At 73.7% G+C, this 19,553-nt stretch carries 18 protein-coding genes; 14 read left to right on the forward strand and 4 right to left on the reverse strand.

The annotated features are described in order from the left end of the window. Window positions 1-420: 420 nt before the first annotated feature. Window positions 421-612: a hypothetical protein gene (locus ABD811_RS02770; protein WP_344940121.1), complete on the forward strand. Its 192-nt coding sequence runs from the start codon at window positions 421-423 to the stop codon at window positions 610-612. A 147-nt stretch (window positions 613-759) separates the two neighbouring features. Here ABD811_RS02770 and ABD811_RS02775 read toward each other — a convergent pair whose 3' ends face one another. From ABD811_RS02775 to ABD811_RS02785, 3 genes are all read right to left on the reverse strand, one after another. Continuing rightward, the gene (locus ABD811_RS02775) at window positions 760-2,148 is read right to left on the reverse strand and encodes an MFS transporter (protein ID WP_344940124.1); all 1,389 of its coding nucleotides are present in this window, start codon (window positions 2,146-2,148) and stop codon (window positions 760-762) included. 438 nt (window positions 2,149-2,586) lie between these two features. Then, a complete protein-coding gene (locus tag ABD811_RS02780) occupies window positions 2,587-3,804 on the reverse strand; it encodes a M14 family zinc carboxypeptidase (RefSeq protein ID WP_344940126.1) in 1,218 nt (405 codons plus the stop codon). Between the two features lie 8 nt (window positions 3,805-3,812). After that, complete coding sequence (locus ABD811_RS02785; protein ID WP_344940129.1) at window positions 3,813-4,742, reverse strand: M14 family zinc carboxypeptidase; 930 nt, start codon at window positions 4,740-4,742, stop codon at window positions 3,813-3,815. A gap of 834 nt (window positions 4,743-5,576) precedes the next feature. On the opposite strand from ABD811_RS02785, the gene ABD811_RS02790 reads away from it, so the two are divergent. Continuing rightward, a complete protein-coding gene (locus ABD811_RS02790; RefSeq protein ID WP_344940132.1) occupies window positions 5,577-6,524 on the forward strand; it encodes a DUF5996 family protein in 948 nt (315 codons plus the stop codon). Between the two features lie 44 nt (window positions 6,525-6,568). On the opposite strand, the gene ABD811_RS02795 is transcribed toward ABD811_RS02790, so the two are convergent. Beyond that, a complete protein-coding gene (locus ABD811_RS02795; protein WP_344940135.1) occupies window positions 6,569-7,522 on the reverse strand; it encodes a LysR family transcriptional regulator in 954 nt (317 codons plus the stop codon). 240 nt (window positions 7,523-7,762) lie between these two features. Here ABD811_RS02795 and ABD811_RS02800 point away from each other — a divergent pair, with 240 nt between their 5' ends. Genes ABD811_RS02800 through ABD811_RS02855 form a run of 12 tightly spaced genes read left to right on the forward strand, consistent with a single transcriptional unit; the run spans window position 7,763 to window position 19,546 of the window. Then, window positions 7,763-8,242: a cobalamin-dependent protein gene (locus ABD811_RS02800; protein ID WP_344940138.1), complete on the forward strand. Its 480-nt coding sequence runs from the start codon at window positions 7,763-7,765 to the stop codon at window positions 8,240-8,242. Next, the gene (locus ABD811_RS02805; protein WP_344940141.1) at window positions 8,232-9,539 is read left to right on the forward strand and encodes a methylaspartate mutase; all 1,308 of its coding nucleotides are present in this window, start codon (window positions 8,232-8,234) and stop codon (window positions 9,537-9,539) included. Before ABD811_RS02800 ends, ABD811_RS02805 begins: the two co-directional genes overlap by 11 nt. Window positions 9,540-9,592: 53 nt before the next feature. Next, window positions 9,593-10,600 carry a hypothetical protein gene (locus tag ABD811_RS02810; RefSeq protein WP_344940143.1) on the forward strand — a complete coding sequence of 336 codons (1,008 nt, stop codon included), beginning with the start codon at window positions 9,593-9,595 and terminating at the stop codon, window positions 10,598-10,600. Continuing rightward, window positions 10,597-12,168: an amino acid adenylation domain-containing protein gene (locus ABD811_RS02815; protein ID WP_344940148.1), complete on the forward strand. Its 1,572-nt coding sequence runs from the start codon at window positions 10,597-10,599 to the stop codon at window positions 12,166-12,168. The genes ABD811_RS02810 and ABD811_RS02815 overlap by 4 nt, the downstream gene beginning before the upstream one ends. After that, the gene (locus ABD811_RS02820; RefSeq protein WP_344940151.1) at window positions 12,165-12,446 is read left to right on the forward strand and encodes an acyl carrier protein; all 282 of its coding nucleotides are present in this window, start codon (window positions 12,165-12,167) and stop codon (window positions 12,444-12,446) included. Before ABD811_RS02815 ends, ABD811_RS02820 begins: the two co-directional genes overlap by 4 nt. Next, window positions 12,443-14,008 carry a class I adenylate-forming enzyme family protein gene (locus tag ABD811_RS02825; protein ID WP_344940154.1) on the forward strand — a complete coding sequence of 522 codons (1,566 nt, stop codon included), beginning with the start codon at window positions 12,443-12,445 and terminating at the stop codon, window positions 14,006-14,008. Before ABD811_RS02820 ends, ABD811_RS02825 begins: the two co-directional genes overlap by 4 nt. Next, on the forward strand, window positions 14,005-15,330 hold the full coding sequence (locus ABD811_RS02830) for a type III PLP-dependent enzyme domain-containing protein (protein ID WP_344940157.1): 1,326 nt from the start codon (window positions 14,005-14,007) through the stop codon (window positions 15,328-15,330). The genes ABD811_RS02825 and ABD811_RS02830 overlap by 4 nt, the downstream gene beginning before the upstream one ends. After that, window positions 15,327-15,599, forward strand: a complete 273-nt coding sequence (locus ABD811_RS02835) for an acyl carrier protein (RefSeq protein ID WP_344940160.1) — start codon at window positions 15,327-15,329, stop codon at window positions 15,597-15,599. Before ABD811_RS02830 ends, ABD811_RS02835 begins: the two co-directional genes overlap by 4 nt. Then, window positions 15,596-16,783 (forward strand): acyl-CoA dehydrogenase family protein, encoded by a 1,188-nt coding sequence (locus ABD811_RS02840; protein ID WP_344940163.1) that lies wholly within the window; start codon window positions 15,596-15,598, stop codon window positions 16,781-16,783. Before ABD811_RS02835 ends, ABD811_RS02840 begins: the two co-directional genes overlap by 4 nt. Before the next feature lie 5 nt (window positions 16,784-16,788). Continuing rightward, window positions 16,789-17,820: an LLM class flavin-dependent oxidoreductase gene (locus tag ABD811_RS02845; protein ID WP_344940166.1), complete on the forward strand. Its 1,032-nt coding sequence runs from the start codon at window positions 16,789-16,791 to the stop codon at window positions 17,818-17,820. Continuing rightward, the gene (locus tag ABD811_RS02850) at window positions 17,817-18,491 is read left to right on the forward strand and encodes a 4'-phosphopantetheinyl transferase family protein (protein WP_344940169.1); all 675 of its coding nucleotides are present in this window, start codon (window positions 17,817-17,819) and stop codon (window positions 18,489-18,491) included. Before ABD811_RS02845 ends, ABD811_RS02850 begins: the two co-directional genes overlap by 4 nt. Further along, entirely contained in the window at window positions 18,479-19,546 is a 1,068-nt protein-coding gene (locus ABD811_RS02855; protein ID WP_344940172.1) for a hypothetical protein, read from the forward strand. The genes ABD811_RS02850 and ABD811_RS02855 overlap by 13 nt, the downstream gene beginning before the upstream one ends. Window positions 19,547-19,553: the final 7 nt, after the last annotated feature.

Consider the following 19,553-nt stretch of genomic DNA (forward strand, 5'->3'; position numbering starts at 1 on the left):
CTGCACTGTGTCGTCGTGCCGCTTTCGGCGGCAATGTCGCCTCCCTGGGCGTTGTTCTGCCACGCGTGCGGTCTCGGCGGTGTCGCGGCCGACTGGGTCGGGACTGGTGGCCCATCCGCCGGCACAGCACTCCACCTGTGGCGCGCCCGAGACGGTCTCGTGGCCCCTCAGAGAACCGACTCCATCGCAATGGCAAGGCCCGCTCAGCGCCCGCCCCTGCGGGCTCGGCGAACTCCCCCGTTGCCCACACCCCCGCACGCCCGTCCCGTAGGCGCACCGGCACGTCCCAACGGGGCGCCATAGGTGCATATGCCCCCCAAGGGGATCAGTAGCCGACCAGCCCGACCATGATCGAATACTCCATGTTTTCAAGTGACTACTCCTCGGAGTTGGCGAGATGCGTAGAGGAAAGAACTGAACATGACACGATGCGCTCGGGTCGTCCTGACGGCGACGATGACGGTGGTGACCATGGCCGGGCTGGCGACCACTGCCACGGCGATGGTCAGCTCGGGACACGGCAAATCGGGCATCAAGTGCAACAGGGTGCTCAGCGATCTGATCAGGCTGAATGTGCCGATCCTGAGCCCGGGTTCGTCGGACGTCTGCTGACCGGACGGCGCGGGGGGCGAACCTGCGGAGGGGTCGTCCCCCGCGCCGCCGTCTGGCCTCTGAGCTGCTCACCCGCGCGGACGGCCGTCACCGATTTACGCCCGCGCCAGGCGGGCTTTCCTGGGCCGACGAGCGGATACGGAAAGGTCACTCCTTTGACGCACCATCATGGGCCGAGCAGGTAGGGGCCGGCCGGCGTCGGACAGGCTTGAGGCGAGCCCGACGGCTACTGACTGCGGCCACAAGGGCGGCGGTGACGCAGACGGACGCGGTCGCGTACAGGACGGGTGTCGTCGCCGACGGAGCGGTGTCGCCGTTCATGGCGGCTCCGGCGCACGCGACGCCCAGCCCGGCGGCCAGGGTGATGGCGGTCTTGGTGACACCGGAGGCTTCGCCGGCCCGTTCGGCGCGGATGACGGACTGTGTCGCGGTGAGGGTCAGCGCGTTGGCGGTCCCCAGCACCGCGCCGGCGACCGTGGCCGCCGCCAGGTACCAGGCCGGTGTCGGCGCGGCGGCGAGGACGGCCAGCGCCGCGGCCGACGCCGCGAGGCATGCGCACATCACCGCCGGGGCGGCGTGAGGGCGGACGCGTCCGGCGACGGGTCCGCTGACCGCCATCACGGCGGCCGGGGCGAGAAAGGCCGCGCCCGCGCCGCCCGCCGGAAGGTGCCACCGGTGCTGAAGGCTCAGCGGCACGACGAACAGGAAGACGACCGTGGCGGTGTTGGCCACGGCGCCGGTGATCGTCAGCACCGTGTAGGGACGGTTTCGCAGCAGGCCGAGATCCACCAAGGGGTTCCCGGCACGTTTCTGCCGGCGCAGGAAACCCGTCAGCAGCACGGCGGCGAGCAGCGCGGCGGCCGCGGTGGCCGGCGGTGTCCAGGCGGGCGCACGGTCCACCGCGAGGGCGAGCACGCCGAGCGCCGCGGTCGCCCACAGCAGGCCGGGCCAGTCGATCCGCGCTTCGGCGGCCTCGTCGCGGCTCTCCATGGTGCCCGCGGCCCACCGCGCCGCCAGCGCGCCCAGCGGAACGTTCAGCCAGAACACCGCCCGCCAGGAGAACGTCTCGGTGAGGAGGCCGCCGAGGAGGGGGCCGCCGGCGGTGGCGACGCCGCCGAGGCCCAGTGCCCAGCCGATCGCGCGGCCCCGCCTGCCGGGCGGGTGGAGGCCGGTCAGCAGCGCCAGGCCCGCAGGCATGATCATCGCCGCTCCGGCTCCCTGGGCGACGCGGGCCGCGACGAGCAGGGGCAGCGACGGCGCCAGCGCGCACCCCAGCGACGCGGCCGTGAACAACGTCAGCCCGCACAGGAGCAGCCGGCGCCGCCCGAGCAGGTCGCCCAGGCGTCCCGCTGTGAGCATGAGGGTGCCGGTGGCGAGCAGATAGGCGCTGAGCACCCATTGCAGATCCGCCTCCGCGCCTCCCAGGTCCCGGCCGATGGCGGGAAGGGCCAGATTGAGTGCGAACGAGTCGAACTGGATGCAGAACACCCCTGCCGCCACCGCCCACAACGCGCGGCGCCGCACGGCCACTGTCACGTTCTCCGCCTCCTTGGATCACGCCATCCTGAGCTGGTGCGTGCTGGGAAAGAGACGGCTGACGGCCGAGATGTCCGGACTCGCGTCCGGAGCGGAGAAATGGAGAAGCGGGACGTCCCGCTGGGAAAGCGCCGGCCCTGACGATCCGTCAGAGGGCTCTGGCGGTTCGGCGGACCCTTCCGGCCGACCGATGGCTTGCGATCCTAGCGCACGGCGGCGCGACGCATGACGCCCCAACGCCAGGTGCGAGCGCCCGCCCCATGCGCCTTTCGAAGACCGCAGGAGCAGTTGTGCCGCGTGGAGGTCTGGATGTCCGTTGAGCCGACGCGCTTGGGCGCTACGGCCCTGAAACCGGTCGGCACCGAATGGCGTGCTCGTGGGGGGCGGCCGTGCGCCGGGTGAGCCGTCGCGGGGACGGCCCACCCGGCGAAACGGGGTCTAGCGAGCGGTTTCGGGGATGTCGTCGTATCGGTCGGGGTCGATCTGGTGCGCCGCGCCGGAGCCCACGGCCTCGATGATGCCGGTGAGCCCGTGCTCGACCGTCTTCACTAGCTGCCCGCGCTGCCGGGCTCCCCACGTCTGGGTCTGCCCCCGCACCTCGAACAGGACGGTGCCGGAGCCGTTGAGCGCGAACGCGCCCAGTCCGGTGCCCGGCAGGTCGATGTCCTGCGGGTAGAGGGTCAGCGAGCCGAACGGGGACTGGCCGTAGCCCGACAGGGTGTCGTACGCCGCCAGGGTGAGCTGCTTGGAGTAGTCGAGGCGGTAGCCGCGGTTGTACTGCTGGTGCTTGTCGACGTCGACGAACTTGCCCGAGAGCGACATGGTCACCAGGGCGTCACCGTTCTCGTCGAGGTAGCAGGGGGCCTGGTGGTGCAGGTCGATGTAGCTGTCGACGGCGCCGAACTCCGCCTTCAGCGACTTGTACAGGTCCCTGACGGCCTGCGACTCCGGATTGATGTACCAGCCGGGGCCCGCCGAGGAGCCCGGGAAGTCGGCGGCCCGCGGCACGTAGTTCAGGTCCGGGTGGTAGTCGCGGTTGACGTCGAAGCCGGGACGCGTCGAGTAGTCGTCGCCCTGCTGCGGCCTGGTGTAGTAGTTCCACGACGGGCGCGCGCCCGCGAGCTGCGGGAAGTCCGCGACGACCTCGGCCCAGGTGCGGTCGTTGCCGCGCCGGTCCAGCTCGGCGGCGTCCGGGTTCATCTTGGGCACCGCGACCAGCGTCACCTGCGAGCGCAGGCGCCGTGCCGCCGGCGTGTCGGCCGTGGCGGTGCGCAGCAGGGACAGGACGGCCTCGGTGCCGGTCTTCTCGTTGCCGTGGATCTCGCTGGTGACCAGCACCACCTTCGGGCCGGTGCCGGTGCGGGCCGCCCAGATGTCCCGGCCGCGGTTGGACGTGCCGATCCGCGTCACGTCCAGGACGCCGGAACGCTGCGACTCCAGCCGCTGCAGTTCCTTCCCCAGCTCGGCATGGCTCGTCCACGCGGACGTTCCGGTGTCGCCGGTGGACGTTCCGCAGTTCGCGACCGCCGGCTGCGCGGCGGCGGGCGGCGCGAGCGCGACGGCCGGGGCCATGAGCGCCGTCACCGCCAGGCCCACGCCGGCCAGCTTCCTGCCGGTCAGCGCGCGGGTGGAGGTCGTCCGGTTGTGCTTCGTCATGCCGTCGCTCACTCGCTCTCGTGCTGGTCGACCGGCTCGCCGCGGGCGGGGATGGTGTCGGCGACCGCCGGATCGGCGGCGGCGAGGCTGCCGTCGGCGGCGGACTGCAGCAGCGTCGCCATCGAGGCGTAGGCGGTGCGGATCAGGTAGCCGGCGGACTTCTGGCCGATGCCGCCGCGCAGCTCGACCAGGAGGCTCGCGCTGCCCTGCAGGCCGAACGAGTTGCGGGCGATGCCCGCGATCGACTCGCCCGGGTAGCGGCTGACGTCGGCGAAGCCGTAGTTCTCCAGGGAGCCGTACACCACGGCCGCGACCCGCTTGCTGTCCGCGAGCACCTGCGGCGTCACACCGGAGTTGGTGGGCCACAGGATCGACGCGGTCGCCATCGAGCCGTCGGGCTGCCGGTAACTGCCCTGGTGGTGGTAGTCGACGGTGACGTCCGGCCGCCACGAGCGCACCAGCCGCTGGATCGCGGCCGACTCCGGCACGGGGTTGGCCTCCGGGCTCATCGCCGGGTCGTGGTACCGGTTGATGTCGAAACCCACCCCGGTGCGGCAGTAGGCGCCGGAGCAGTCGGGGTCGACGTTCTGCCGCTGGTACCGCTCGGTGCCGTCGGGGTTCGCGCGGACGACGACGCGCAGCGTCACGTCGTCGAGCACGTCCTTGGCCCAGGCGGCCTTGGAGGTTCCGATCCGCTGCAGCAACTGCAGGGCCGCCTCCGTGCCCAGGGGCTCGTTGCCGTGCTGCTGCGTGATGTAGAGGACCTTGGTGGATCCGGTGCCCACCGTCGCGGACCAGATGTCGCGGCCCTCATGCGTCTTGCCGATCGACTCGACGTCGACGGCACCCTTGGAACGTTCCTCCAGGCTGTGCAGCGCGGTGGTGAGCTCCGCGTAGGTGTGCAGGCGCTCCAGCGAGACCTGCTGCGCATCCTGCACCCAGGGGCCTCCGGGCGTCGTGCGGTCGGCAGACGCCGTGGCCGTCCCTGCGAACGTGAGAGCCAGGCTGGTGGCCAGGACAACCGCTGCTCGTCGTTTTCCGAGCAAAACAACCTCCTGCAGGGGATTGCATGTTGGCGGAATTCTTAGCACCCGCGGCAGAGGCGGCACAATACCTGGGCGCATTTCCCGCCGGTCCGGTCCGCAATGGTTCGGAACCTTGATCGTTTGACGGGTGGACTTGTGACCCAATCCCATGTGTGGACCGAATCTCCGGCTTGCCCGGCGGAAAAAACGTAGACCAAGATCACTCAGCCGTGGCTGCGCACGGGAAGGGAATTGTTCACCGGGGAGGCGGACGTTTCCGGAACGGCTCCGCCTCCTTCCTGGACCTCTGCCGAGACCACGCTGGTTCCGGTGACGCCAATCCGCCTGGGGCTTGAAGTGAACCGCCGCGCACATTCATGCGTGTCACCCGTGCGCCGAATTCGAGGCTTCCTTTTCACTTGGCCTCCGACCGTCAGGAGGCGGGCGGCTCGGGCCGGTGAGCACGAACGCCGGCGTCGGAACCGTGTGCCTTGTCGAGAACGGCGGCATCGGATTTCCTGATCGGCGATTCAACCGCGTTTGAGACGGTCGCCGTGGAAAACCAAAACGACGCACCGCCATTTGTCATGGACTCTGATCCGGGCGGTGGTGAACTCGATCGCGGGGTCGGCGCCGGCGGGTGCGGTTAGGCGGCGATGGTGGGGGGAAGTCCTCGCAGCAAGTGCCGGTGGTGCGGTCGTCTGGACGGCGCGGGGCCGCCGGCCGGGGGGATATCGGGGTAACGCTGTGACTGAGCTGAAGGCACGGCAGACGGGGTGGCCGCGACTGAGCGTGGCGGACTGGTCCGAGACGCGGGACACCCTGCACATGTGGACGCAGATCGTCGGCAAGATCCGGTTGGCCCACTCGCCGTTGGTCAACCACTGGTGGCAGGTCACCCTGTACGTGACGCCGCGGGGGCTGAGTACTTCGGCCATCCCGTGCGGACACGGGGCGTTCGACATCGAGTTCGACTTCCTGGACCACCGGCTGCACGTCCGCACCAGCGACGGAGGCGACCGGCAGGTGGCGCTTGAGCCCAAGCCGGTGGCCCGGTTCTACACCGAGGTCATGCGGACGCTGGACGAGCTGGGCGTGCCGACGCGGATCCAGGCCCGGCCGAACGAGGTGGAGCCGGCCATCCCGTTCGCCGAGGACGAGCGGCACGCCTCCTACGACCCGCACGCGGCGCAGTTGTTCTGGCGGCAGTTGATGCAGGCCCATCGGGTGATCAGCCGGTTCCGGTCCCGTTTCGTCGGCAAGGTCAGCCCGGTGCACCTGTTCTGGGGCGCGCTCGACCTGGCCTGTACCAGGTTCTCCGGGCGGCCGGCCCCAGAGCATCCGGGCGGTGCCCCGAACTGCCCGAACTGGGTGATGGTGGAGGGCTATTCGCACGAGCTGTCCAGTTGCGGGTTCTGGCCCGGCGGGGCCGAGGAGGGCGCGTTCTACGCCTACGCCTATCCCGAGCCGGACGGTTTCGGCGACCATCCCGTCGGGCCGGACGCGGCGTTCTACAGCCGGGAGAACGGCCAGTTCCTGCTTCCGTACGAGGCGGTGGCCGCCGCGGCGGCCCCGGACCGGGCGCTGACCGAGTTCCTCGAAACGACCTACGCGGCGGCCGCGGACCTGGGCGGCTGGGACCGCGCGGCGCTGGAGGCCGACCCGCACCGCTGGGATGAGGACCGCCGCCGGTAGCGCCGCCGGGCATCGGTCTCGTCACCGGTGAGGAGGCGCCCGGCTTACAGGGCGAGGGCTTCGACGTCGGCCTGTTCGGTCTGCGGCAGCCAGTGCCGGTGCCTGTCGTAGCGGAGCCAGGCGCGCTGCCGGATCGCGGTGTCGACCCTGCGGAGCAGGGCGTCGAACTCGGGATGGCGTTGGGAGGGGCTCCACAGCAGGGACGATCCGTACAGCGGCGTCGGGTCGACGAGCGGGATCAGCCGCAGGAACGGTTCGCCGAACGACTCCAGGTGCGCCGGGACGACCGCGGCCTGGTGCGGCTCCTCGCGCAGCAGCCAGGGGATGTGGTACGGGCCGAGGTCGACGCCGCCGAACCGGCCCTCCAGCCCGAAACGCTCGACGAACTGGCGCAGGAAGTCGAGCGACTCGAGGGGGGCCGGCAGCCACAGCGGGGTTCCGCGCAGGTCCCGCGGGGTCAGCCGGGCGTGCCCGGCCAGCGGGTGCTCGATGTTGACGATCACCGCCATGGCGTCGAGCCGGATGAGGCGGCGCGCCAGGGACGCGGTGTCGGCCCCGGCGGACACCCGTCCCAGCGCGACGTCGATCGCGTCGTCGCGCAGGGCGGCGACCGCGTCCGGCAGGTCGCGGCAGACGCCGACCTCCAGCCGCGGCCCCGACTCGCCCCCGGCGAGGGCGCGGATGGTCGGCGAGGGGAACAGCAGGCTGCCCCAGACGTTCATGCGCAGCGGCCCGGCGCCGGACCGGGTGGACGCGACCGCCTGGTCGCCCGCGAGCAGCAGCCGCCGCGCCGGGTCGAGGAAGTGCCGTCCGGCGGTGGTGAGGCGGACCCCGCGGGCGCCGCGGACGAACAGTTTCACGCCGAGGCCGCCCTCCAGCCGGGAGATCCGCGCGGACAGCGCCTGCTGCGAAAGAGAAAGATCCTTTGCGGCCCGGCCGAAATGCAGGCGGTCGGCGGCGGTGACGAAGGCCCGAACGTGAGCTAGATCCAGATCCATGTCTCTCACCTGGCCTGACAAGCCTTCGCTGTCGGACCGCCAGCGATTTGTTGTTGGACTGGGCCCGACGGACTCGGGTTGGCTGTGTGCCACAAGTGGTGACAGCGGATGTTATGGAGCGGGAGTTTCGTTGTCAATGTCACTGCACCGCGCTTTCCACACCCGGCCGTTTTCGCGCGCGACGGTGTTGGAACGTGCTCACCGGATCGGGCGTCCGCCGTACGGGACGCGGGGATCTCGATGAGCGAGGCTCCGCCGCGACCGGGCGCCGCGCCGCCGTTCCCGCCGACGTCCCGCGACCGGCCCCGGAAGACGGCCGTGGTCGCCTCGACGCCGTCGGACTCCCACACCTGGGGCCTCGTCGTCCTGCAGTGCGTGCTGGAGGAGGCCGGCTTCTTCGTCCGCAACCTGGGCGCGTGCTGTCCCGTCGACGTGCTGCTGGACGAATGCCGCGCCGCTCCCCCGACGCTGGTCGCGATCAGCACGGTCAACGGGCACGGACGCGTCGAGGGCGCCGAGCTGATCTCCGCGTTCCGCCGCGTGCCCGGGCTGTCGGACGTGCCCGTCGTCATCGGCGGGATGCTGACGACGGGCGGGACCGGCCGGCGGGAGGTCGTGGCGGAGCTCACCGGGCTCGGCTTCACGGGCGTGTTCGTCGGCGACGCGGCCCTGCGGGAGTTCCGCGACCACCTGGCGTGGGCGGACGCGCATGCACGTTGAGGCACCGCCGGAGGCGTCCCCGCCGTCGTGCGCAACGTCGTTCGGCGAGTTCGTGGCCGGGCACGCGCGCGCGGGACGGCTGGTCGTCCAGCCGAGGATGGGGTTCGGTTCTCCGGAGGCGATGCGTCGCGGCCTGCTGGCGGTGCGCGCCGCCGACGCGTGCGCCGCCGGGACGATCACGCTCGACAGCTACACCCGTGTCGGCGCGCACGACCGGGCGGCGCGGGCGCTCGCCGCCGGCGCCGACCTCAACGGCTATCCGCTGGTCGCCCATGCCGTGGAGACGACGGCGGCGGTCCTCGACGGCGTCGCGGGCGGCGGTTTCCCCGTCCAGGTGCGGCACGGGTCGGCGCTGCCGTCGGCGATCGTGCGCACCGCGCTGCGCTGCGGCCTCACCGCGACCGAGGGCGGTCCGGTCTCCTACTGCCTGCCCTACAGCCGGGTCCCGCTGGCGGACGCGATCGCGGACTGGCGGACGACCTGCGAGCTGCTGGCGCGGACACCGGGCGCGCATCTGGAGAGTTTCGGCGGGTGCATGCTGGGCCAGCTCTGCCCGCCCTCGCTGCTGGTCGCGTTGAGCGTGCTGGAGGGCCTGTTCTTCCGGCAGCACGGCCTGCGCAGCGTGTCGCTCAGCTATGCCCAGCAGACCCACCACGGGCAGGACGCCGAGGCCGTCGCGGCGCTGCGGCTGCTGGCGGCCGAGTTCCTCGGCGACCTGGACTGGCACGTGGTCCTCTACACCTACATGGGCCTGTTCCCGCAGACCGCGCGGGGCGCGGCCGCGCTGCTGGAGGACAGCGTCCGGCTGGCGGTCGCGACGCGGGCGGAGCGGCTGATCCTGAAGACCAGGGCGGAGGCGACGCGCATCCCCGCCATCGAGGACAACGTGGTGGCGCTGGAGGACGCCCATGCCGCCGCGCTGCGCCTGCGGGCGTCTGCTCCGCCGGTGCCCGCGCCGGACCTGGTCCGCGGCACGGAGGTCTACCGGGAGGCGCGGACGCTCGTCGAATGCGTGCTGGACCTGTCCGGAGACATCGGCGAGGCTTTCGCGGCCGCCTTCGCGCGGGGTTACCTGGACGTTCCTTATTGCCTGCATCCGGACAACAGGAACCGCGCCCGCACCTTTCTCGACGACACCGGCCGGCTGCGTTGGGCGGCGGTCGGCGGAATGCCGCTGAAACCGTCTCCGCGGGGCCGGAATCGGCGTGGCACGGCACTGGAGTCCGTGGAACTGCTGCGAATGCTCCATTGGATGCGCGAACGATTCGACAACGCGCCGCCCGGTCCGCGCGAATGATGCCGGACCGTTCCGCTGTTCACCGTTCGGTTCTCGGGCGCAGGAGAAAAGCGATGGAAGGTACCCCGGCGGGCGTGTCCGCCTCCGTCCTCGCCGGCGCGGGTCTGGACACCGGTCTGCTGGACTGCTGGGAGGTGACGCTGGCGATGGCGTTGCTCGCCCAGGGATGCCGCGACGTCCGCTCGGTGCTGGGCTCGCAGTGGTGGTTCGCCTACGAGTCGGGCGGCGGGGCGGCGCCCCTGCTGGACTTCGAGGCGCAGCAGGACCGGTGCGCGTCGCTGGCCGGGCTGCGTCCGCGTTCCGAACGCGTCGCGGAGGGCGGGCTGGCTGCGGCGTGCGAGCGGGCGCTGGCCTCCGGCCGCGTCCCGATGGTGGTCACCGACGCCTACCTGCTGCCGTGGTGTCCCTACGCGGGCCGCAAGCACGTCGAGCACAGCTTCGTCGTCACGGCCGTCGACGGGTCGCCCCCGACGCTGCGGGTGTCCGACGGTTACGACAACCGCACCGAATGGGGCGACGCGCGGCCCCTGGACACGACCGTGGACGCCGCGTTGACGGCCGTACTGGAACGGGACCCGGCGACGCGGCTCGTCACTCTCGTCCCCGAGCCCCCGGACGCGGGAGTTCCTGGACGGGCCGAGTTGTTCCGCGCCAACCTCGCCGTGCTCGGGGACTGGGCGGCGTCCGAGCCCTACAAGGCGTTCGTGGAGGAGCACTGCCGCGCCGACGTCGACCTCGCGGCGTTCGACCGGTTCTGCGAGGCCTGCTGGACGATCGAACGGCGCCGGGGCCTGTACGCGACGTGGCTGGACGACCTCGCCGCCGAGCCCGGCGGCCCGGTGCCGGCGGAACTCGGCGGCCGTTTCCGCGAGGAGGTCGTCGCGCGGTGGTCCGAGGTGAACCGCTTCGCCTACCTGGCGCTGCGCCGCCTGCGCGCGGGCCGCCGTCCCTCCGGCGGCCTCGCGGACCTGGTCACCGCCGCGGCCGAGGCCGAGCGGGCGCTCGCCACCGCCCTCGCCGCCGGACGGGCCGGGGCGCCCGCGGAAGGGGAACGCGCATGAGGGCGGAGTACGACATCGCGGACCGGTTCACCCGGGCGGCCCGGGAGCGGCCCGACGCGACCGCCGTGCGGGACGGCGCCACGGACCTGAGCCTGACGTACGGGCAGTGCCTCGCGCTCGCCTCACAGGTCGCCGAGGTGGTCGCCGCGCACACCGGCGCCGGGCAGTGCGTGGGGCTGAGCGTCCGCAAGAGCCCGCAGGCGATCGTGCTGATGCTGGGCTGCCTGCTCGCGGGCGTCCCGTACGTCCCGATCGACCCGCACGCGCCGCCCCGGCGACGGCGGCAGATCGTCGCCGACGCCGATCCCCGGCTGCTGTTCGCGTCAGCCGACACCGCCGAGAACTGGCCGGAGGAGGACCTCGGCGCCCTCACCGGCCTGGCCCCTGCGGGCACGGGGTGGTCGCGGCAGGCCGAGGAGATTTTGGCGGGCGAGCTGCTCGTGGCGCGGCGCGACGCGGCGGGATCGCCCGACATCGCGGCCAACGAGCTGGCGTACGTCCTCTACACGTCGGGGTCCACGGGCGTCCCCAAGGGCGTGATGATCAGCACCGTCAACGCGGGCTACTTCGTCGACTGGGCCGCCGCCGTGTTCCCGCTGCGCCCCGGCGACCACGTGGCCCAGCACGCGCCGCTGCATTTCGACCTGCCGGTGTACGACGTGTACGTGGCGCTGACGTCCGGCGCGTGCTTGCACCTGATGGACGAGCGCACGGTGATGTTCCCGGCCGCCGCCTACCGGTTCCTGCGCGACCGAGGCATCACGGCGCTGTACGCGGTGCCGTCGGCGCTGAACGCGCTCACCCGGCGCTCCCGGCTGGTGGACCACGGGCTCCCGCGGCTGCGCCAACTGCTGTACGCCGGGGAGGAGTACCACGTGCCGCAGCTGCGGACGCTGGTGTCGGCGCTGCCGGAGGGGGCGCGCGTCGCCAACCTTTACGGCCCGGTTGAGACCAACGTCGTCACCTGGGCGGACGTGACCCCGGAGCTGCTGGCCGGGAGCCGGATGCCGATCGGCCGCCCCGTCCCCGGGACGGACGTGCGGCTGCTCGGCGACGACGGCGTGCCGCGCGCCGCGTCGGCCGAGGGCGAGCTGATCGTCTCCGGACCGTCCGTCACCCCCGGCTACCTCCACGATCCCGGGCGCACCGCGCGCGCCATGCTCGGCCTTCCCGGCGGCGACGGCCGCCGCGTCTACTACCGGACGGGCGACTTCGCCGAGGCGGACGCGGCCGGCGTCCTGCGGTTCCGGGGACGCCGCGACGGCATGGTCAAGACGCGGGGGTTCCGCGTCGAGCTGGGCGAGGTGGAGGCGGCGATCCTCGCGCACCCGGGGATCGCGCAGGCGGTCGTCCGGCCGGTGCCGCATCCCGAGCACGGCACGGTGCTGGAGGCGCACGTGGTGCCGGACGGTCCGGGCGCGGCGCCGGAGGCGTCCGCGCTGCGGCACTGGCTGACCGGCCAGGTGCCCGGCTACATGGTCCCGGCGACCGTGACCTTCCACGAGGAGCTGCCCGTGACGTCCACCGGCAAGATCGCCCGTTCCGCGGTGGGGGGTGCGGCCGGATGACCGCCGACGCCCACGCCGCCGCCGTCGGGCTCGTCCTGACGGTGCTGCGGTCGGTGCTGGGCGAGGAGCCCGCCCTGACGCCGGGCACCGCGCTGTTCGAGGTGCCCGGGTTCGACTCGCTGGCGCTCGCGGCCGTCGTCGAGCGCCTGGAGGATGAGCTCGGGCCCGTCCTGCCCGACGAGCTGCTCGTGCCGGAGTCGTTCACCACGCCGGACGACATCGCCGCCGTCCTCGTCGCCCCGGCCCTGCGCGCACAGCATGGAGGAGTGCCGTCATGACCGCCCACCCCGAGCCGGAGGCGTCGCTGCTGCACGACCTGCTCGACCGCGCCGCCGCCCGCTGGCCGGACCGCACGGCGCTGGTCAGCGGCGACGTCCGCGGCACGTTCGCCGAGCTGCGGGACGCCTCGCTGGCCGCCGAGGCGGGCCTGCGGCGCTGCGGCGTGCGGCGCGGCGACCGCGTCGTGGTGGTGATCGACGAGTTCACCGACGCCATCGCGGTCATGTTCGGCGCGTCCCGCCTCGGCGCCGTCTACGTGCTGATGAACGGCGACACCACCGGCTACGCCGCCGAGCACGTCATGCGCGACTGCGCCCCGGCCCTGGTGGTCGCGGGCCGCGACACCGAGGCGCGGCGGTGCGCCGGAACGCTAGGGCTGCCCATCGCAGACCTGCCGTGCTTCACCGCCCCGCCGCCCCGCGACGGGCGGGGCGGGCCCGTGCCGCCCGCGGCGCGGCCGATCTCCTGGGACCTGGTCAGCGTGCTGTACACCTCCGGGTCGACGGGACGGCCGAAGGGCGTGGCGGGCACGCACGCGAACATGGTGTTCGCCGCGCGGATGATCGCTCGGCGGCTGCGGCTGCGCGAGGACGACGTGATCGGCTGCGTGCTGCCGCTGGCGTTCGACTACGGCGTGTACCAGATCCTGCTGAGCATGCTGTCGGGCTGCTCGCTGGTGTGGGGGAAGGGCACCGACGCAGGGCCGGGGCTGCTGGCGTTCCTCAACCGGCACCGGGTCACGGTGCTGCCGTCGGTGCCGGGGCTCGCGCACAACCTGGACCGGCTGTCGCGGCGCACCCCGCACGCGCTGCCGCCGCTGCGGGTGCTCACCAACACCGGCGCGGCGATGTCCGCCGACCTGCTGGAACGGCTGCGGGCGAGCTACCCGGACCTCGGCGTGTACCTGATGTTCGGGCTCACCGAGTGCAAGCGCATCTCGATCCTGCTGCCCGAGGAGCTGCCGCACAAGCCGGGCTCGGTCGGCCGCCCGCTGGACGACACCGAATGCGTGATCGTGGACGCCGGCGGGCGGCCGCTGCCGCCGGGCGAGATCGGCGAGCTGGTCGTGCGCGGCCCGCACGTCACCCAGGGGTACTGGGGCGACCCGGAGCGCACCGCGCTGCGGTTCCGGCCGTGGGGCCCGTTCGGCGAGCGGGCGCTGTTCACCGGGGACCAGTGCTGGCTGGACGAGGACGGCTACCTGTACTTCCACGGCCGCGACGACGACATCTACAAGTCCAACGGGTTCCGTGTGTCGGCGACCGAGGTGGCGATGGCGGCCGAGGAGGTCCCCGGGGTGCACGAGGCGTTCTGCGTGGGCGCGCGGGGCGACGACCCGCCCGTCCTCGCGGTCGTCACCGGGCTGACGGCCATGCGGGTGCGGACCGAGCTGCAAAGGCATCTGGAGTGGTTCAAGGTGCCGGATCTGATCGTCCCGGTGGAACGGCTTCCGCTGAACCGCAACGGCAAGGTCGACCCGGTCGCGGTGCGCGCCCTCGGCGCGGCGGCGGCAGGCCCCGGCAAGGTGAACGCCGCCGGTGACGCGGGGAGGCCGGCATGAACGTCCCGGCGCGGACGCTGCGGAGGCTGGCCGCCGAGTACGGCACCCCGCTGTACGTCTACGACCTCGACGTGGCACGGGCGGCGCACGCCGAGCTGGCCGGTTCCGTCCCCGCGGGCAGCCACCTGTTCTACTCGCTCAAGGCCAACCCGTTTCCGCCGCTGGTGGGCGCGCTGCTCGACGCCGGGGCGCGGGCCGAGGTCTGCTCCCGCGGCGAGCTGGACACCGCGCTGGCGGCGGGCGCGGACGCCCGTTCGTGTCTCTACACGGGCCCGGCCAAGACCGAGGGCGAACTCGCGCACGCCCTGTCGCGCGGGGTGCGTCTGTTCTCCGTCGACTCCCCGACCGACCTGGCCCGCCTGGGGTTGTGCGCGCGGCGGGCGGGGGTGCCGGCCAAGGCGATCCTCCGGCTGAACCCGTCGGCGTACCCGCGGGGGGCGGGCCTGGCGATGGGCGGCGCGCCGTCGCAGTTCGGCGCGGACGTCGCGTGGGTGCGCGACCGGCCCGGGCAGTTCCGGGCGGACGGGGTCGAGCTGGCCGGCTACCACGTCTACGTCGGGACGAACATCGACGACACCGACCGGCTCATGGACTGGTTCGAGCTGGCGGTGGACGCCGTCCGGCAGGCGCAGGAGGCGCTGCGGCTGCGCGTGGAGATCGTCGACCTCGGCGGCGGCTTCGGCCACCCGTACGCGCGGCCCGGCACCCGTCCGGCCTGGCCCGGCCTGGACGAGCGGCTCGCCGGGCTGCTCGCGCGGCTGCCCGGGGCGGCGGCGTCCCCGGGCGGGCCGGTCGTGGCGTTCGAGTCCGGCCGCTACCTGGCCGGTGGATGCGGCACGCTCCTGCTGGGCGTGCAGGACGTCAAGCGCAGCAAGGACACCCGCTTCGTGATCGCCGACGGCGGCGTCAACGTGCTGGGCGGCATGCAGGGGCTGCGCCGCGTCCCGCCGATCATGGCGGAGCCGCTGCCGCTGCCGTCGGCCGTGCCGGCCGGGGACGGCGCGCGGGACCGCGACGGCGAGGCGGTGCTGGCCGGGCCGCTGTGCACGGCGCTGGACCTGCTCAACCAGCGCGCCCGGCTCCCCGGCGCCGCCCCCGGCGGGCTGCTGGCCGTCCCGAACGTGGGCGCGTACGGGCTGACGGCGGCGCTGGTGGCGTTCCTCGGCCGGGACGCGCCCGCCGAGGTGGCCGTGGACGCCGGCGGCGTCCGGGCGGCGCTGCGGCTGGAGACGGCGTACCGGCCGCTGTCCGCCGCCCCACACGGCGTGAACGGCGATTCCACGGGCGAAAGGGCCACCGGCGAAAGGGCGGAGACGCGATGACAGACCGGCGCGAGGAATTCCTGCGCGTGCTGCTCGGCCACCTGGGAGCGGTCCAGGACACCGCGCAGATCACCCCGACGGCGAACCTGCGGTCGCTCGGGCTCAACTCGATGCGGGCGGTCGACCTGGTGATGGATTTGGAGGACGCGTTCGGGTTCGTCTTCCCCGACTCGGCGTTCACCGACGAGGTGTTCGCGACCGCCGACAGCATCTGGGCGGTCGTGTCCGAGCAGGTGTCCGGGCACCCCGCCGAACGGGCCGAGCCGTGACCGCCCGCCCCGACCTGGCCGGGGCGACCGCGCGGCTCGCCGAGCTGGCCGAGGTCATCGACGCCACCGGCGACCCCGACGGCCGCGGCATCGGCGTGCTGCGCGACCACGGCCTGCTGGGCTACACGGTGCCCGCCGACTGCGGCGGCGCCGGCGCGGACACCGCCGCCTTCCTGCACGCCGCGGCGGAGCTGGGCGGGCGGTGCCTGGGCGTGGCGGTGCTGTGGGTCATGCACTGCCAGCAGGTGGCGGTGCTGGCCGAGTACGCGCCCGAGCCGCTGCGGTCGCGGGTGCTGCGGTCCGTCGCCGCCGAGCAGACGCTGCTGGCGTCCATCACCACCGAGGCGGGCAAGGGCGGCCACATGCTGACCGCGATGGCGGCGATCGACGACCGGGACGGCGTCGTCCGGTTCCACCGCGACGCCCCGGTGGTGTCGGGCGGGGCGCAGGCGGGCGCGTTCCTGGTGACGATGCGCCGCACCGAGGACGGCCCGGCCGACGACGTGGTGCTCGTGCACTGCCCGCGCGAGCTGTCCGACCCCAAGGTGATCGCGCCGCTGCGGATGCTGGGGATGCGCGGCACCTGCAACGTGTCGATGACCGTGGACGTCGAGGTGCCCCGCGACCACGTCATCGAACCGCCCGGCGGCTTCGCCCGGGTGACGGCGCGCACGATGGCGCCGCTCGGGCATCTCGGCTGGGCGGCGGCGTGGACGGGCGCGGCCCGCGCCGCGCTGCGGCACGTCGTCGGCCACGCGCGCCGTCCCGCGGGCGGCGGCCCCGCGATCCGCCGCGACGACGACACGCTCGACCGGATCGCGCTGGCCCGCCGGGACCTGGACATCGCCGAGGCGATGGTGGCCGCGGGCCTGCGCGAGTACGAGGCGCGCACCGGTGCCGGACGGGACCGTCCCGCCTTCCAGATCATGATCAACAATGTGAAGGTCGCGGCGTCCGAACGCTGCTTCGCGGCGGCCGACGGGCTGCTGGAGGTCGCCGGGCTCGGCCTCGGCTACCGGCAGGGCGACGGCCTGGTGCTCGAACGGATCTTCCGGGACCTGCGGTCGGCGAGCCTGATGTACGGCAACCGGCGCCTGCTGCGCGCCAACGGCAGGCTCGGCCTGCTGGACACCGCCGCCTGCTCGTTCGCCGCGTCGGGCCCGCTGGGCCGGGACGAGGGGTGAGGACGATGGACGCCAGGATGGAGACGTTCACGGTCTGCCCCGGCCACGCCGACGTGTTCGGCGCCGGGGCGCACGGCCCCGCGCCGGGCGGCGGCTCCGGCGCGGCGTACCGGGAGACGGTGGCCGCGCACTGCGCGGCGGCCGAGCGGCTCGGCGCGTCGGCCATGCTCATCTACGACTTCTGGCAGTCGCTGGACCCGTGGCTGGCGGGGCAGCTCGTGCTGGCCGCGAGCACGACGCTGGAACCGATCGTGGCGGTGAACCCCACGCTGGCGCACCCCGCGATCGCCGCGCGGGCCGTGGCGGGGCTCTGCCACCTGTACGGCCGGCGCGTCAACCTGAACGTCGTCGCGGGCGCGAAGGCGGCGGAGCTGCAGGCCCTCGGCCTGGACCCGGCCGAGGGCGGCAAGTACGAGCGGATGGCCGACTTCATCGACGCGCTGCGGGCCGTCCTGCGCGGCGAGCCGCACTCCGGCCCGTGCTACGGGCTGCGGTCCGCGCCGCCCGAGCCGCCGCCCGACCCCGCGCTGGCGCCGCGCGTGCTGGCGCCCGGCTCGCGCTCTCCCGAGATCGCGGCCGTGCTGCCGCGGCTCGACCGGGCCCTGGTGATGGCCAAGCCTCGCGCGGACATCGCCGCCGAGCACGAGCGGCTGGCGGCGGGGGGCCTGACGGGCGGGCTCGCCATGATCGTCGGCGTGGTCGCCCGGGACACCGACGAGCAGGCGTGGGACACCGCGGACCGGCAGTACGCGGCCACGCGCCGCGACGCGTTCACCCGCCGCCTGTTCGCCCGGCAGGTCACCTCCTCGCAGCACCGCGCCAACATCGACCTCGCCGAGGCCGGCGCCCTCCACGACGAGTGCCTGTGGTATGGGGCGGGCCGCATCGGCATCGACTGCCCGAAGCTGGTCGGCTCGTACAAGACGGTGGCGGCGGCGCTGGACGCCTACCGGGAGCTGGGCGTGCGCACCGTCGTGCTGGACCTGCCGTACGAACCGGCCGAGTACGAGCACGTCGCGAGGGTCCTGGAGACGTGACGGCGACGGCCGGGCCCGGGAACCCCGATCTGCGGGCGGTGGCGCTGCCCGACGTGGCGGCGGTCGTGCTGCTGTGCCCGTCCGGCGCCGGCACCGGGGACGGCCCGCTGCCGGCGGTGCTGCGGGCGGCGGTCGAACGGCTCGGGCTGCGCGCTCCCCGCCTGGTACGGCGCGAACCGTCCGGCCGCCCGTACCTGGCCCATCCGGACGGGCGCCGATGGGACGTCGACTTCAACATCTCCCACAGCGGTGGGCTCGTCGGTGTCGCGGTCGGCGTCGGCGGCAGGCTGGGGCTGGACGTCCAGGAGGCACCCGGGCCCGGCTGGGAGCGCATCGCCCGGCGCTGGCTGCATCCCCGGGAGCGGCGGCGGATCGACGCGTTGCCGCCCGCCGAGGGCCGCCGCGAGTTCACGCGGGTGTGGGCCGTGCGGGAGGCGCGCTGCAAGGCCACCGGGCGAGGCCTGGCGGGTTTCCGGTCGCCCGGCGCGGTGGCGGACGCGGCGTGCGGGCACCTGGACGGGGTGACCTGGCGGGAGCTGCCCGTCCCGGACGGGTACGCGGCGGCGCTGGCCTTCGCGGGCGGGCACGGACGGGACTGGCTCGCCCGCCCGGTCGTCATCGCCCCCGCTGCCCCCGGCATGCCGCTCCAGGAGGTTCGATGCACGAGATGACGCGGCCCGCCGGCACCGGGGAGGTGCGCGGCGACCTGCTGTCCTGCTACAGCACCGCGGCGGCGGGGCTGCTGCGCGCGATCGGCGTGCCCGACGTTCTCGCGTTCGGCACGCAGCTCTTCCTCGGCGTCCGGCGCTCGGGTTCGCTGATGGAGTTCCTCCACTACCACACGCCGCTCACCGGCGACGGCGAGCTGTACCGCGTGGACCTGCACCGCCGGGGCGCCGCCGCACCCGGGGAGGCGGCGGACGCGATCGTCCGGCACGCGCACGAGACGGGCGCGGCGATCGTCACCGGCCGCACCACGCACCTGCCCTGGATCGAGACCGGCGACGCCGAGCCCGCGCCGCACTGGTTCCTGGTCAGGCCGGGACCGCCGGGCAGGGTGGAGGTCGACGACCGGTTCCTGTGGACCGACGACGCCGGGCTGCACCCGGGGTTCGTCGGCACCGTGCCCGCCGCCGAGGTCGGCGCGTACGCGTGGTCTCCCCCGCCGCCCGGCCCCGAGCAGGCCAGCCGTGAACGCTGGGCGCTCGGCGACCGCCGGGACCGGCCGCCGTGGTCGCCGGAGCGGCCGTGGCAGTGGCTGGAGCTCACCGGACGCCGGGTGCCCGACACGGCCGGGTTCGCCGCCGTCATGCTCACCCGCACCGCGACGGCGCGGATCGCCGACCCCGAGGTGGCCGCGCATGGCTGGGCGTGCGGACGGGCGGCCTTCGACGTGCTGCGGGAGTGGCTGGAGAAGGGCCTGGCCGACCCGGCGACCTACCGTCACAACAACGACTTCTGGGTCGCCTCACGCAACCGGAAGATGGTGGCCGCGTCGCTCCGCCACGCCCGCCTCCCCGGCCAGGGTCCCGAGGCGCTGGAGGAGCTGAGCGACTGGGTGGGCTCCACGCTCGTCCCGGCGTGGACCGCGCTTGTGCGCGCCCTGCACTACAACGCGCGGCGCGTCACCACCGGGGGTCGCCCCCGCCCGAACGCGCTGACCGCGCTGCACGCCGTCGCCGACCTGGAAGACGACTTCCGCACCCGCCTGGGCGACGTCCTCTAGCCGCCCG

It is taken from the genome of Actinomadura miaoliensis, from assembly GCF_039536785.1.
In the GTDB taxonomy this organism is placed as follows: Bacteria; Actinomycetota; Actinomycetes; order Streptosporangiales; family Streptosporangiaceae; genus Spirillospora; species Spirillospora miaoliensis.

Coding starts and splice junctions, on each gene's coding strand:
- ABD811_RS02770 (WP_344940121.1), top strand. CDS start 421: ATGACACGATGCGCTCGGGTCGTCCTGACGGCGACGATGACGGTGGTG.
- ABD811_RS02780 (WP_344940126.1), bottom strand. CDS start 3,804: ATGACGAAGCACAACCGGACGACCTCCACCCGCGCGCTGACCGGCAGG.
- ABD811_RS02795 (WP_344940135.1), bottom strand. CDS start 7,522: ATGGATCTGGATCTAGCTCACGTTCGGGCCTTCGTCACCGCCGCCGAC.
- ABD811_RS02800 (WP_344940138.1), top strand. CDS start 7,763: ATGAGCGAGGCTCCGCCGCGACCGGGCGCCGCGCCGCCGTTCCCGCCG.
- ABD811_RS02805 (WP_344940141.1), top strand. CDS start 8,232: ATGCACGTTGAGGCACCGCCGGAGGCGTCCCCGCCGTCGTGCGCAACG.
- ABD811_RS02810 (WP_344940143.1), top strand. CDS start 9,593: ATGGAAGGTACCCCGGCGGGCGTGTCCGCCTCCGTCCTCGCCGGCGCG.
- ABD811_RS02815 (WP_344940148.1), top strand. CDS start 10,597: ATGAGGGCGGAGTACGACATCGCGGACCGGTTCACCCGGGCGGCCCGG.
- ABD811_RS02820 (WP_344940151.1), top strand. CDS start 12,165: ATGACCGCCGACGCCCACGCCGCCGCCGTCGGGCTCGTCCTGACGGTG.
- ABD811_RS02825 (WP_344940154.1), top strand. CDS start 12,443: ATGACCGCCCACCCCGAGCCGGAGGCGTCGCTGCTGCACGACCTGCTC.
- ABD811_RS02830 (WP_344940157.1), top strand. CDS start 14,005: ATGAACGTCCCGGCGCGGACGCTGCGGAGGCTGGCCGCCGAGTACGGC.
- ABD811_RS02835 (WP_344940160.1), top strand. CDS start 15,327: ATGACAGACCGGCGCGAGGAATTCCTGCGCGTGCTGCTCGGCCACCTG.
- ABD811_RS02845 (WP_344940166.1), top strand. CDS start 16,789: ATGGACGCCAGGATGGAGACGTTCACGGTCTGCCCCGGCCACGCCGAC.
- ABD811_RS02855 (WP_344940172.1), top strand. CDS start 18,479: ATGCACGAGATGACGCGGCCCGCCGGCACCGGGGAGGTGCGCGGCGAC.